General features: G+C 42.3%; 8 protein-coding genes. All 8 read right to left on the bottom strand.

The genetic code is table 11. The features are described from left to right. Nucleotides 1-26: 26 nt before the first annotated feature. From IEX80_RS07150 to IEX80_RS07185, 8 genes are read right to left on the bottom strand one after another with little or no spacing between them, the layout of a single operon-like run. Nucleotides 27-1,637, bottom strand: coding sequence for a DUF5008 domain-containing protein (locus IEX80_RS07150; protein WP_090527440.1), 1,611 nt, complete (start codon nucleotides 1,635-1,637; stop codon nucleotides 27-29). A gap of 41 nt (nucleotides 1,638-1,678) precedes the next feature. Beyond that, nucleotides 1,679-2,401, bottom strand: coding sequence for a fasciclin domain-containing protein (locus IEX80_RS07155; RefSeq protein ID WP_175489988.1), 723 nt, complete (start codon nucleotides 2,399-2,401; stop codon nucleotides 1,679-1,681). 29 nt (nucleotides 2,402-2,430) lie between these two features. After that, nucleotides 2,431-3,954 (bottom strand): RagB/SusD family nutrient uptake outer membrane protein, encoded by a 1,524-nt coding sequence (locus tag IEX80_RS07160; protein WP_176627304.1) that lies wholly within the window; start codon nucleotides 3,952-3,954, stop codon nucleotides 2,431-2,433. Between the two features lie 11 nt (nucleotides 3,955-3,965). Continuing rightward, complete coding sequence (locus IEX80_RS07165; protein WP_176627306.1) at nucleotides 3,966-7,112, bottom strand: SusC/RagA family TonB-linked outer membrane protein; 3,147 nt, start codon at nucleotides 7,110-7,112, stop codon at nucleotides 3,966-3,968. A gap of 20 nt (nucleotides 7,113-7,132) precedes the next feature. After that, the gene (locus IEX80_RS07170) at nucleotides 7,133-8,221 is read right to left on the bottom strand and encodes a DUF5007 domain-containing protein (protein ID WP_229701553.1); all 1,089 of its coding nucleotides are present in this window, start codon (nucleotides 8,219-8,221) and stop codon (nucleotides 7,133-7,135) included. A gap of 45 nt (nucleotides 8,222-8,266) precedes the next feature. Continuing rightward, nucleotides 8,267-9,376 (bottom strand): discoidin domain-containing protein, encoded by a 1,110-nt coding sequence (locus tag IEX80_RS07175; protein WP_090527426.1) that lies wholly within the window; start codon nucleotides 9,374-9,376, stop codon nucleotides 8,267-8,269. Nucleotides 9,377-9,387: 11 nt separating this feature from the next. Then, a complete protein-coding gene (locus IEX80_RS07180) occupies nucleotides 9,388-10,896 on the bottom strand; it encodes a RagB/SusD family nutrient uptake outer membrane protein (RefSeq protein ID WP_188832490.1) in 1,509 nt (502 codons plus the stop codon). 34 nt (nucleotides 10,897-10,930) lie between these two features. Next, nucleotides 10,931-13,939 (bottom strand): SusC/RagA family TonB-linked outer membrane protein, encoded by a 3,009-nt coding sequence (locus IEX80_RS07185; RefSeq protein ID WP_188832491.1) that lies wholly within the window; start codon nucleotides 13,937-13,939, stop codon nucleotides 10,931-10,933. Nucleotides 13,940-14,689: the final 750 nt, after the last annotated feature.

The following is a 14,689-nucleotide window of genomic DNA, read 5'->3' on the forward strand; positions in this document are numbered from 1 at the left end:
TTATAGATTATAAGTTCAATTAAAATTTATTCGATGGTAACGCGTATGATATTGCTAACCTGGGTATTATCAAAACGGTCAAAGCCACCAATCAGCAATAATGCCCGCTTACCATCAGTCGATTTGGTTTCAATAATATCAGACAATGTACCTGAAAATGGTCCGGTAGTATTGTAATTCCCGGCCAGTTCACCTTTGGTATTTAGTACCATGAAACCATTGCGGGTAACATTATTATACTTTTTAAAGCTGCCGCTAACTACTACCAGTCCATCATTAAGCTGGCGGGCAAAACCAGGATAGCCTCCCTCAAATGTTTTAGCTACGAAAGTTTGATCAAGACTACCATCCAGGTTAACCAGCGCCATGCTGACGGCCGGTTTACCATCGTATGTTCTGAAGATCCCTGTTATCAGGTATTTTTTGGTTACAGGGTTGTACGTTAAAGATGAGATGCTATTATCGGTACCTGTTCCGGTTTTAAATGAATCATCAATGGTGCCATTGGGGCTCAAACGAACCAGCCGCCCCGCTGTTTTTTGGTCAAACGTGGTAAAACTTCCAAACAGCACCAGTTTTTCCAGTTGATCAGCATCGGTATGCATGTACGAGTCAACAGGGCCATTTGCCGAAGGCAGGCCTTTGTTTGTCGCTATGTTAAAACGATAGGTTTTGTCAAGTGTCCCATCCAGGTTAAAACGGGCTATTTGCCGGATCTCCGTACTGTCAAGAATCACCGTATCGCGGGTAAAATCATGATTATGTTCAGTATAAACCCGTCTTACATAATATCTGAAACTCCCTGTTGCCAGTATTTTGTTCTGATGCTTGTATATTTTAGATATATAGTCGTTAGTACCGCCGTTAAACTTCGGAAAATATTTGGTTGTATCTGTTTGGGATGGGCGCCTGTAGGTTTTTACGCCAATGGTATCAATACTGCCATCAACATTTAATGTGGTAATATTACTGATGTTTTCTGTGCGCTGATTGTAGCCGCTAAATCCTCCGGCTATCACATATTTTCCGCCGAGTTCTATTACTCTCGATAATAATCCGTTTGCTGCCTTACCTGTCCGGAACGTGCGGTCAAATTCACCATCAGCCGATGTTCTTACAATGCGGTTAAGCGGGGTAATGATCCCTTTATTATCATAATTGGTAAACCAACCCAGCACCAGGTTCCGGCCATCGGCAAGAGGATACACCTGGTTTACATTGCCATTTGCTCCGGCAGTTGCCCGGAAAGAAGGATCGATATTAATTAATCCGGATACCTTAAATAGCGGCCCAAGTACTAACTGATCGTCAATTGCTATTGACGTAATACCTGTGCTGCCAAATGGCGGAACTTTTACCTTAATAGTTGATTCTGTTACCTCGGTAACCTGACCGGGTTCGCCATTAAACATGAACTTTATTTTGCCTTTATAAGGAATAAGTCCGGTGGCTTTGAATGTTACCTCGGTACCCACCGTCCCATTTGCCGGTGCAGGTATTGCGTCACGGCTAAGGATGACGCCCAACGGCGGCTTTCCTTCCCCATAGGGGTCAGAATAAACTGTTTTATCCTTTTTGCAAGCTGCAATTATGAGCACCAGCAGGATAAACGTGATGATATAGTTAAATCTTCTCATATTCAATTTATTATCATTGAAAGAATATTATTAATAATGTTTTACTCAGAATGGTGAAGGCCTGCAAAGTATATTTCCTCATAAAAGTCGTACCGGTTAAACCCGAAATAGGCTCCGTCATATTGCAGGGTATGTACTATCCCGTTCGTAGGTTTGATATCAGACGACGAAACCTTATTCCCGAAAACCACGTTTTGCGCATTATTGATGTCATAGATATAACTGATTACCAATGTACGCGAACCAATGTATTTGATGTTATTCGCGTCGTCATATATCACACCAATGTTCACCACATCGCCGCTGTATGAATAATAAAGCGCTCCGGGATACTGATTTTGCAGGTTAAAATCTATTTGCGGATAATCTTTAAGCCGGTTGATCCCCTTGAACATATACCGTTGCAGATATTTTTTCCATATGGCAGAGTCGATGTCCGACAGCTTTTTCACGGTATCACGGCCGGCCTCGTACAAAAATTGATTTAAAGAGCCCCTGGTTTTGTAGTCACCTATCGTTCTTTTTATAACATCATCGTCTGGTGCAAAAAAGGTAAAATCACTTTTACGGAATGTTTCTTCCATACCGGCCAGTTTTACGATCTGGGCAATGGTATCAAACGGTACTGCTTTATCCTGCAGGTATTGAAGCATATCGGCAGGGTAATCGGCCTTAGCTTTACCTCCGTCTTTATAATACTCATCGCGTTTACAACCGGTAAGCACCAGTAAAAACCCGGCAAAAACAATAATTATATTTTTCATATTTCTTATCATTACTTTTTAGGAATAGGTTAATTACCTCCGTTAACCCAGTACATGTTTAATGACATAAATGGGTTATTGGCCAACGCGTTACTACTAATTGGCCATGTCCAGGCACCACGGTTAAATTTGTCCAGCGTCAATACGTTATATGACCACTCACTGTTCATAATCCTGCGGGTACGCACCAGGTCAAAGTAATGGTGCCCCTCGCCCATCAGTTCCCGCGATCTCTCCAGGAAAATAAAATCCTTAAGGTCTTGTCCGCCGCCACCGGTATAGCGCGAAGCTTCGGCCCTGTCCCTCACTTTATTCAGCAGGGCAATAGCCTGGTCATCCTGACCAAGTTCGGCCAGTGCTTCTGCGCAGAGCAGTATTTCACCGGCATATCTGAATATCATAAAGGTGTTGTCAGGATTGGCGTCCTCTTCGCCGGTTGCAAATGAATTTTGAGCAAATTTGAGCATCATGAACTTTCCGTTATCGGCGTAGATGTCTGAATTAAACCAGGTTGTAGCGCGCTTGTCAGCCGTACCTGAATATAGTTTTTGCATATACTCGGCCCTGAAATAGGCGAAGCTTATACGGTGCGTATATTCCGGCCTTTTATATGGATAATGCAGAAACATATCGCCAATAGGGGCAACATTGGTGTTTTGATCGCCATAGTTTATACTGCGATAAAACTCAAACAAACTCTCGTCCGACCGGCCTTTGATAACCGTGGCCCATTCATTGATGGGTAACAGCCTGTAAGCATTGCTCTTAATCAATTCCTGCCCAAGGTCTGCAGTCTCCTGGTAGTACTTGGTTGCATTGGGTTTGTCGAAACCAGCATTCCACATGTTCATGTTCATGATAAGCGCGATAACGCTGCCCCTGCTTGCACGTACCCCTTTTAAAGCCGGGTCAGAATAAGTCCAAGGCAAACCGTCCTTATATTTTTTAAGGTCGGCGATGCTTTTGTTTAAAACAGATACCATGTTTTCGCGCGGTAAAGCTGTTGAATGGTAAGCATCGGTATAATAAGGAACGTCGCCATAAAGCCTTACCATAAAGAAGTATGCAAGCCCGCGTATAAAAGCCGCTTCGCCCTCAAACTGTTTTTTTTCGCTGTCTGATACGCCAGGCACACCTGCTTCCAGTTTCGAGATGAGGATGTTGGCACTTTGTATTACCTGGTAATAACCTGTCCAATCGGTGATGCGATAAAAATTGTAAAAATTCCAGGGCGGATTTCCGTTGATAAGCCCAAGCAGGTCATTCCGGCCTAACACCTCTACATATGCTCGTGCGGGCCCGTTATCTGCCTGAGGTTCAGATAAAACCTCTCCCGAACGGTATTCGCCCGTAGCACCAATAAAATGCGTTTCATTGATCTTGCCAAAAAATGTTCTTGACATATCATAAATATTGGCCACAACGTCATCTTTCGATTGGTAAAAGTTATTCCCTGTTAGTTTATCAATGGGTTGTACGTTCAGAAACTTTTTACAGGCTGGTAAACACAAGCTTGCTGCCGCTGCTAAAATGTATATAACACTTTTTTTCATGATCTTGAGTTTTATTTACTTGTATTGAGTTCAATATTTAAACCTAAATTATATGTACGCGGTACCGGGTACCCGCTTGATATATCCCGGCCCAGAGAAGTTACGTTTTCGGGGTTGGGGCCATTATATCCCGAAAATGTGATCAGGTTATTGGTTGAGAAATAAACCCTAACGTTATTGAACCCGAACCTTCGTACAAACTTTTTGTCAAACATGTAGGATAGAGTAACCGTGTTGATCTTCAGGTATGAGCCTTCTTCCTGCCACAAATTTTGATCGGAACGAAGTGGCTTTATCTGATTGAACCTCGAAAACGCATAGGGATTAGGATACTTGGATTGATCACCCGGTTTTCGCCATATATCCAGATCGTCCAATGGAACTGCTGCCAGCAGGGCATAAGGATCTTTCATGATCGACAACCTGTCTGATAACGCGTTATTTAATATCGTTCTCTTGGCGGTATAGGAGGCATAAATATTTAATCCAAAATTTTTGTAGTTGATATTTGTCGATATACCACCGGTAATTAAAGGTTGTGAGTTACCGGTTATCTCATAATCCCGGTCATCGAGGATGTAATCGCCGTTAACATCTTTAAACCTCGGGTCGCCGCCTTTAAAGGCAAGCCCACCGGTTTGATATTTTTTACCGGTTACAGGGTCTACCGGTACATCACCATCGGTTGAATAAACACCCTGGTTAATCAGCAGGTAGTTTGACAATGTATTTTTACCTACCCTGAAAACAATGTGCTGATAGTTATTATAATCAAATTTGATGTATTGTCCGTTGTATTCGGCAGGTAACCTCAATAGGTAATCGCGGTTAATGGCGCCGTTAAATGATACCGTCCAGTTAAAATCCTTGGCGGTTAAAGGCCTTACCGTTACCATCAGCTCATACCCATAATCGGCAATGGATACGTCATTGCTGGATTTTTTCTGAAAACCTGTACTATTAGGTAAAAGCCTGTCAAACAACAAGTTATCAACCTTTTTGTAATAAGTGTCAAAAGTCAGGTCGACTTTACCCTGCAAAATCGTCATGTCAAACCCAAGGTTGTACTGCGTAGTTGTAGTAGGCTTTAATGCCGGGTTAGGCACAAATTCATAATTAATACCAATGGTTGGATTGTTGTTGAAATTACCATTAAGGTTATACAAACCATAAATACTTTGCAAACTGCCGGTTGGTACGATATTTTGGCCCCAGGTTAACCTTAAACCTCCTGAAGTGAGCCAATCCCAATTTTTAAACCAGTTTTCCTTGTAGTAATTCCACCTGAAACCGGCTGCAGGATTTTTGGAATACGGATTCTCTAAGCCGTTTGAGGATGTACCATCTAAGCGGTATGATAACTCCAGTACATACTTCTTTTTATAATCGTAGTTAAAGGAGCCTGCGAATGAAGCGATGGTGGCATTTTTAAAGTTTGACAATACACCTCCGCCTCTTGAGTTATATGGGTCGGACCCTACTGGCCCCTGCAATTGATCATTAGGTATACGGTTTTGCCTGATGATACCGCTTTGGCCGCCTTGTTTATATATTTCATTAAACGTATTAATGAATATGGTGTGGTCGGCGCTGAATGTTTTGGCATAAGTAAGTGCGTTACGGTTGTATAATGTGAAATTACGGCCCTCATAATCATATACCTGCGCAAACTGAGCATTTGCAGCTGCGGGCGTGAAGGTTGATTCGGCATCTGAGGTATAATCATAACTGATGCTTGAGGATAGCGCCAATCCCGGTATAAACTCATAACGACCATCAATATTGGTACGGATATTTCTTGTACTGTTACTGTTTTGGGTTTGTAAAGCTGATGTTACGCCATCTGGTGAAAGATAAAATGAAGGAGGCGGCAGCAGTGTAGATGCCTGACCGTTCGAGGCCACTCCTTGTTGCAGTAAGCCCACACCATTACCCTTAGCCTGGCTTCCCAACGAGCCGAACAATGAACCAAAGAACCTGAATTTGTCATTTGGCTTAAACTCCATATTCATATTCAGGTTATACCTGTCGAAACCGGTGTTTTTGATCACGCCTTTTTCCGAATAAAGCCCCATGTTCACTTTGTAGTTAAAGCGGTCGTTGCCACCGTCTAAGGCTACGTTATGGCTTTGGTTATGTGTTGTGCCATAAAAAATGGACTGCCAGTTTGTTGAGTTATTCCAATATGCGTTCAAACTATCAGCCAGGAAACCGGTTTGCCCCAATTTCCTTAACTCATCAATAATTGTTGCATTGGATAATATCTGCTGAATTTTTGCCCGGCGTTCGGAATTACCACCCAGTGTTGCGCGCAGCTGTGGGACGGCGTTAACGAAGAAGTTGCCCGTATACCTTACCCGGGGTACTTTAGAATTTCCTCGCTTGGTAGTTATGATGATTACGCCATAAGCCCCCCTTGATCCGTACATGGAAGTTGCCTGCGCATCCTTCATGATCTGTATGCTTTGGATATCCTCTACCGGGATCAATGATAACGGGCTTACCCCCGGCCCCTGCGTTTGAAAACCAAACTCAGCAGCCTTATCCGCATCTAAAGGTACCCCATCAATAATATACAGGGGGGATGTAGGTTGCAGGAACGATTCACTGCCACTGCCTGATACACTCAGGGCTGATAAACCACGCACCTGAACGGAGCCCCTGAAACCTGGAGCACCAGTATTGTTCTGAACGTTTAAACCAGCTACTTTTCCTTGCAGCAGGTTTTCGACGTTTGATGCCGGCACATCCTGGATGTCCTTTTGGGTTAAGGTAACCGCAGCGCCTGGTGATGATTCTTTATTCCTGTTTTGGTAGGCCACAATAATTACTTCATTAAGGCCTTTTTTGTCTTCAGTCAGCGTTACAGTTATGTTTTTTTGCCCGGGTTCAAGTTTTACTTTTTCCGTAACAAAACCTACAAACGTAAAAGTAAGTGTGCTGTTAGCCGGTACAGAAACGGTAAACTTTCCCTTATAATCAGTTTGTATCAGGCCTTTACTGCCCATATAGATATTTACACCGGGTAAAATTTTATTGGTAGCTTTTTCAACTACCGTACCGGTAACCGTTATATTTTGTGCTTGTGCATGAACATCTGCACAGAATAAGATCGTGCAAACAGCAAGCACTATATAAAATAGTATGTGTTTTCTCATGGTGATAAGTTTTAATTCGGTTATTCGTCTTCAAACTTTGGATTGTCCTTCAAAAAATGGAACACTATCTCCCAGTCGCCTTTTTTGTATATAGCGAAATCTATCCCGAAGCTTGCCACTACCCTACTGCCGCCAAAACCAATTCGCGAATATTTAAATTCGGCATGGTCCCTGGTTCCTCCTGGGGCATATACAGTTGGTATTTCCACTAAAGGAATAGGATAGGCAACATCGTATTGTACATATGTTGCAGTTTTTTGCATGTTAAAGCCATGTACTATTTTATCCCAGGTAGTTTCGTTAAACAGGGCCGGATTCATCTCTACTGAGTCTTTGTTCAGAAACTTGAACCTTAACGAATTTCCCGTACCGCCGGTAAACGGACGGATATAAACCACCACATCCTTTTTTTCGTCATTACTCTGCAGCGGAATGTCGGTTACCTGGCCTATTACCCCGTTTAAAAATGGCCTGAGGTAGTTTCGGCTGGCCGGATTATAAGGCGTTTTGGGATGAGGCGCAGGCAGGCCGGAGTAAATGTTAAAGTCGTCAGAAGGTTCATAAGGGCGCTCGCGGAAAGGGCGTACCTGCAGGTCGCGAATTATAGTACTGCCACCCGTGTTGGTTATCTTTATGTCAAAATAGCGCGTATCCTGCGGAAAATTGGTACTATCAGACGGCCTGGGCTTGATCAGCTCATTATTGGAAGAAGCCCACATAATAAACTCGCCCGATGAGCGCACTTCAAATAAGGGGTGATCTTCCAGCTTGCGTTTTGCCTCTATCTCGGCCAGGCTCTTTTCAAGCCCGTTATAGGGCGCTGTCCATACATAGGTTGGTCTTTTTTGAAAAAGATCTGTAACAGGCTTACCGTCGCCAAAACGCGCGTTGATGATCTCAAACTTTAACGGCTGGGTTGAGTTATCTCCATTAAACCCGCCCATCAAAGTGGTTCGGCCTAAAATCGGTTCAAAAACTTTATTGCTGTAGTTTACATTCGAACTCAGATAATCTTTTTCATCGGGAATGCCATACATCTTCTTGCAACTACTGAACGCGACTGCAGCAAATAGTAGAGCTACAGATCCCATTTTTATGAATGTTTGCATCTCTTTTCGTTTTTTTAATGTATTGATATTTTGATCTTCCATGCCTTATTTTACTTTATTGATGGTCCATTCGGCCAGTTGGAAAAGGCCCCCGTCACGCAGCTCGGAAATATCCACCCGGTAGAACTTATAAGCGGTGGTGTTAGGGCACCTGAAAACTTTGGTCTGGTATCGTTCTTCGAAGAAGAAGTTACTCCGGCGATCTAACTCCGTCCAGGTTTTGCCGTCATTTGAGCCTTCATAAGTCCAGGCCCTGGGGTCGCGTTCAGGTGCATCATTGGCAGATGTGAGCGTATACACCCCTGATACGGCAGGCTCATTTAGCTCAAACTGCATCCATAACCGTCCCTGAAGTTCGGCCAGGAACTTGGTGTGATCATCGCCGTCAATTACTTTTTTAGAGCCTTCGCCATTATCCGGACCGCCATTGTTATCTCTCAAAACGGTAAGCTTGCCACCTATCAGGGTCATTAGGTTTGGCGGTGGCGGAACAAAGGTTAATCGGGATACAAATTCATCAAAACCGAAAATGTGATCGGGACTTACCACATGAACAATACCATTTTTGGTGCTGATATTATTGGAGCCGGTAGTAGTGGTTGACCAGTTTCTGATAAACTTGCTGCGTTTGGTATTGCTAAACTCTATAAGATCCGGGCCGCCACCGGTAAGGCCGGAAGCTGATATTTTGGAAACCTTGCCATGCATAGGATATCCGAAACGTACGCTGAAAAGATCAAGCCCGTCCTGCAGCAGCAGGGAATCAGTTGTACGTTTACCCCTGATAATATAATATGAAACCATGGTGTCCAACTGCACGCCATCAATTTTTGCCAAAAACAGCGGATCTTTGTCGCTTTGCCTTCTTAATGTATTCAGGTTATTAATTGCCAGCTGAAAACTTGGATTAGTAACCGCAAAAAGGGTAACATTGCTGTCCATGAGCGTTTGCTGAAGTCCCATCCGGTTGACTACCGCCAATAATGAATCATATACACCGGGTTTGCTTTTTAAATACTCATAAGTATTACCCGCAAATTTTGAGTTGGTGCCTGTAGCGTCATGGTAGCCGCCATCCTTTTTGCAGGCAGTTTGCAACAGGGCTGCAATCAACACCGGCGTTAAGGCACTCATATATTTTTTTAACTTTTTCATATATGGTCAGTTTATTTCCAGAATGGGTTTTGGGTTAACAGATTGTTTTGAGCGATGAGCTTACGCGAAACAGGCCAGTATATCCCCTGCGAATTGATGAGTTTCATGAATGCCGGGTTGTTTTGCTTGATTTTATTATAGCGTACCAGGTCATACCAGCGATGTCCCTCTCCCATCAATTCGCGATGGCGCTCCTTAAATATCAAATCAATAATGTCCTGGTCGCTGTCTATCGTAAGATCTCCCATCCCCCGGCGGGTCATGATATTAAAAACTTCATTTTCGGCCCCGTTCACATCCCCTAAAACAGCCAATGCCTCGGCCCGGAGTAATACGATATCCTCTATCCTTGTAAAGATCAAAGCACTGGTGAAGTATCGGAAGTTAGGATCAGAAACGCCCCCCAGTATCACTTTTATTTTGCTAAAAATGGGGTACTTGCCATTGATATTGGTGAAGTATCTTTCGGTACGGGGCTGACCAAGCGTATCTATACTAAAGCGCTCATCCTTGGGCATGTCAAATATTTTCAGGATAGTATCCTTAGGCATGTAGATATCCGGCACTTTTTTATTCACCACAGGTTCGGCCAGGGTTAACTCTTCCAGGTGGCCTGTTACCGATCCGTCAATATGGCCCCAGTCAGAGTTAAAACCAAACATCTGGCTGGTGTTTTTATTGAAAAAGAACCCGTTTGATTTGGTCAGATCTTCTGTGCTTTGAAAATTGATGCCGCTTTTACCATAATTATCTTCAACAAACTTGGTATAGGTAGCTACATCGGTATAGTTACCTTGCCAGGCAGCCAAATGAGCCAGGACCGCATAGGCTGAGTTCTTCGTGGCTAAAGCACCTCCCCAGCGGGTAGCATCTTCATTATAATAATTGCCGGGCTGCTGCACATCGTTGTTACTGTATACAAACGGCAGGTCGGCTGCGGCCTTAAGCATTTCCTGCTGCGCCCATACTAATATTTTGCTGCCACTTTCGCGGGGTTGATTTTCAAACTTGCCATCGTGGGATGAGGTAATGAATGGTACATCTCCCCAAATCCTTACCATATAGAAATAGGTAAAGGCCCTTAAAAAACGTACCTGGGCAACATCAACTATCAAATAGTTTTCTGTATAGCGCTTATCGGCAGCTTTTACATCGCCAATACGTTCAAGGAAGATATTCGCAGCATTAATTATGGCGTAAAATCTTGTCCAGTCGCTCAAGGCCTCAACAGTTGGATATGAGGCGTTGAGCTGATTACTTGCAATTGCTTTCAGGTCCTGCCGGTTCGGACTAATAAATTCGCCTGTACGTACATCGCCATAAAGCCAGTGACCATCGTTGTCAGATAAGGCTGCTCGGGTAAGTGCATACACTCCTAATAAGCCTGCACGTGCATCTTCAAGCTTATTCCACATGTTTTTTTCGCCCACAACCCTTGTTGAATCAATATCCAGGGTTTTATTACAGCTTGTTATTGCCGCAGTAAACAGGATCAGGACGATACATAATGTCTTTTTCATTTTTACAACATGATTTTTGTGATCGTTTTTCATATCATAATTCCATTTTTACACCCAGGGTATATGTTCGTGGTATAGGCAGGCCGTAACCGGTATCATAGCCATCATAATTCACCAATTCAGGGTCCTGACCGGTATAAGGGGTTATGGTGAACACATTATTTGCCGTGGCATATACATAAAACCTGGTTAGCTTGATTTTCTTTAAGCGCATTGCTTTGGTTAGGTCATACCCAATGGAAACGGTTCTTAATTTCAGGAATGAAGCATTTTCAAGAAAAAGGTCCTGATCAACGCGATATGGGATAACGGTACTCCATGGGTTATACAATTGATATTTGTTGTAGTCGCCTCGTTTTTCCCAGAAGGTGATCTCCTTAACAGAGTTTACATCGCTGTTACCTTCCCGGTTAATAAAATCAAAGCGGTTGGCCATTTCCTGGTGTATAAGGTCGCGCCCCAGGTTGAAATAGAGATTGACATTTAAATTCCAGTTGCCATATCTGAAATTATTATCATATCCACCTGAAATTTTTGGTAAAGCATGTCCCTTTAATACTTTATCGTTATTATCAATTACGTTGTCGCCATTGATATCACGCCATCTGGGATCGCCGGCATGCAGGGCGAGGCCATTGTACTTAAGTGGCTGCCCATTTACAACTGGTATTTCGCTTTCCGATTTATAAATGCCATCATTTACCAGTAACCAATACTGATCAACCGGGCTGCCTACTTTTAAAAGCCTGTCGTTAACAATGATTTGATTTAAGCCCCTTGGCAATGCTTTGAGCTTATTGGCATTATGATTTAAATTCAGGGAAGATGTCCATCCAAATTTTGTATTTCGGATGATATTGGCAGATACAGATACATCTATACCGGTATTGTTTACAGCCATACCGCTCTCAATCGACTGCTTATACCCATACTCCGCAAAAGCGGGAATACCTATCAGCAAATTCTTTTCCTGTTTCAGGTACCAATCAACCGAAAGGTGCAAACGGTTATTAAGAAAACCGGCATCTGCGCCTATATTAAGCTGATTAGAATATGACCATGGTATGCCATAACCTATCCAACCGGTAGAGTAAGGCCTGGTAAGCACACCAAAAGCGTTATAGCCAGGCACGGTTAAGTTACCAGTATACCCTACCGATGCTGTATACTGAGGCCCCTGTGCATAGTTGTCAAAGGCATTAAGACGACCGATCCTCCCTGCGCTTGCACGCAAAATAAGGTCGTTTATAATAGTGCTATTATCTAATACCTCCTTCTTAATGTTCCAGGCTGCAGATAATACCGGCGAATAGAACCACCGGCTGGTAGGCTGAGCGTTTGATGATCCATCTGCGCGTACTGTTGCCGAGAGGAAGTATTTTTCTTTGAATGAATAATCGGTCTTGGCATAAAACGAAACCAGGTTATGCTTGATCTTATCCAGAAAACGGAATGTTAACTCGCGTGGAAAGGCTGTTGGGTTGAGATAATTATCGTTGTCAGATCCGTCTGGGTTTTTTGGGTTCGAATCCAGCAGATCTATCTTAATATAGTCATTTACACCTTTGTAGGCATAGGCGTTGCTATATTTATAAATGTCCCATTGGGTTGATTGACCAAGCTCAAAATGGAAATCGTTTACTTTATTTACTGTCAGATCATAGGTTGCCCTGTTATCTGCCATTATCCTTTGGCTAAAGCCAAAATAATTGGAAGCATAGCTGTTGCCCTGCAAAAGCGTGCGCGCATAAAACACATCGCGGTAGCCTTCATTATAATCTAAATTGAAGGTGGTTACGAATTTAAATTTTCCGAGATCGATACCTATTTTGGCATAGCCGTCAACAATATTTGTTTTGTTGTTATCGAAGCCTTTTTTGTACTGCGCCAGGTAGTCGGCATAAAATTCTTTGTTTGGTGGTAGCGGGGCGCTGAGATCTGGAAAATAGTTGATCTGGGCAAATCTGTCGCGTAGATATCTGTTTCGTTGCCGCTCAATCCGGTTGGCGTTTACCATAGCCGAAAAAAGAAGCCATTTGATAGGTTTCATATTAATGTTGAACATGGCGCTATATCGGTTTAGCACTGTTCCATCAGCAACACCATTATTCTTCAGATCCCCCAATGAGAAACGGAAGTTAGCACGATCTGTACCCCCGGAAATACCGAAGTTAATACCATAAACTGCAGCATTACGATAGTAAAGATCGCTCCAGTCTGATTTCCCGCTATAAACATTGTTTAATGAATCGCTTAGGTAGATGGGATAGTTCTCATCATCAGAGTATCTGCCATTGGTAGTATAAAGGTCGTAAAAACGCTGTCTGAAAGCATTTTCATACTTACCGTTTATAGTGGTTACATGCGGCCGCTGTGCCAAACCTATATACGAATCAAAAGTGATGCTTTTGGCAGCGATAGGAGTTTTAGAGGTTAATACAATAACTCCATTAACAGCGCGGGGCCCATAAACCGCCGTGGCCGACAGATCTTTTAACACTTCAACCGAGGCTATATTATTCATATCAATACCAGCAAATGGGTTGGTGGCTGTTCCCATCCTGTTATAGTTATATAGCTGTATATCATATGCAAACGGGTGTTCTGTTACAAGCGGAATACCATCCAGTACAACCAGTGGCTGCGATTGGTAAACATCTCTTGGAGAAAGAAGCGGCATGGGCGCCCCTCTCATAAACATATTTTGAACGGTACCGGGTTCGCCCGAAGGTTCCTGTATATACAGCCCTGCAAATTGCCCTTTTAACAATTGCTGCAGGGAAACAGCCGGGAATTTGGATAGATCATAAGGCTTTTTGGTAACACTATCTGCCAGCTTATTATAAAGGGTATGCTTTATAATAATATTTATGCTGTCTTTTAATAATGAATCTTTTGCCGTTGTATCCTTACGGATATAGGTTTTATAAAAAACAGAACGTTTTACTTTGCTTTTTTTACCCTCATTCCCCTTAGCTAAGCCTGTAAGTGCATTTGTGGTTATTGCTGCGAAAACCACAAAGCACAGCCATAAGTATCGCATAATGAATGGATCTTTTAGATTGTAAAATAATTTTTGATTTAACGGGCCATGTGCTTTTATGCCTGCAAACGAGTTATGCAGATGACATGCACCTTTAGATTAAGTAGAATGTAATTCTTTTTCCATAGCGCTGATTTACAAGCGAAAAGAACAGAAATCAAAAATAACCGGCAGGAATATTTTTGATAGCGGCGCATAGTTATACACCCCCGGGTTTGCCATCAAAAATGACCATACCCAAGCGTTCTTTTCACTTTTGGTGATTAGGTTAATTAATAAAATTTTTGATACCTAAAATCTCAACAAGAGATTTTTTCGAAGGATCAACCCTGTCAGATGATGGGCTTCTGAAAGATGTGGTACAGGTAAATCATGTTTTTCATGTCAGTGATATTGGTTAATTTAATGATTACATAAATCTCAAAACAAGCAGTTCAGGTAGCTTAAACGATTAAGTAATAAAGTATTTTTCACAATTGGTTTTAACAAATATAATTAAGAAAAACGTTTTACCAAGTAATATCAAAAAAATAATAAACTTTTATTATTTCAAATAGTAACAATCGATCCCTATTGAAAAAATGACAAAAAAAGTAACAAAAATTTTAAGTTTTTTTACAAAATATCAATAATGCAGCCGGTAAAATCCTGATAAAATGTTAAAAAATCATGTGCCAACCAATTAAAATCAGCCATAAAATGTAAGAATTACATTTTTAATTAGGTACTGCAACCCGCACTTCATATTCT

It is taken from the genome of Mucilaginibacter rubeus, from assembly GCF_014643835.1.
Classification (GTDB): domain Bacteria; phylum Bacteroidota; class Bacteroidia; order Sphingobacteriales; family Sphingobacteriaceae; genus Mucilaginibacter; species Mucilaginibacter rubeus.

What these genes read in the sequence shown, in the direction of transcription:
- IEX80_RS07150 (WP_090527440.1), bottom strand. Translation starts at nt 1,637, where the DNA reads ATGAGAAGATTTAACTATATCATCACGTTTATCCTGCTGGTGCTCATA.
- IEX80_RS07155 (WP_175489988.1), bottom strand. Translation starts at nt 2,401, where the DNA reads ATGAAAAATATAATTATTGTTTTTGCCGGGTTTTTACTGGTGCTTACC.
- IEX80_RS07160 (WP_176627304.1), bottom strand. Translation starts at nt 3,954, where the DNA reads ATGAAAAAAAGTGTTATATACATTTTAGCAGCGGCAGCAAGCTTGTGT.
- IEX80_RS07165 (WP_176627306.1), bottom strand. Translation starts at nt 7,112, where the DNA reads ATGAGAAAACACATACTATTTTATATAGTGCTTGCTGTTTGCACGATC.
- IEX80_RS07170 (WP_229701553.1), bottom strand. Translation starts at nt 8,221, where the DNA reads ATGCAAACATTCATAAAAATGGGATCTGTAGCTCTACTATTTGCTGCA.
- IEX80_RS07175 (WP_090527426.1), bottom strand. Translation starts at nt 9,376, where the DNA reads ATGAAAAAGTTAAAAAAATATATGAGTGCCTTAACGCCGGTGTTGATT.
- IEX80_RS07180 (WP_188832490.1), bottom strand. Translation starts at nt 10,896, where the DNA reads ATGAAAAAGACATTATGTATCGTCCTGATCCTGTTTACTGCGGCAATA.
- IEX80_RS07185 (WP_188832491.1), bottom strand. Translation starts at nt 13,939, where the DNA reads ATGCGATACTTATGGCTGTGCTTTGTGGTTTTCGCAGCAATAACCACA.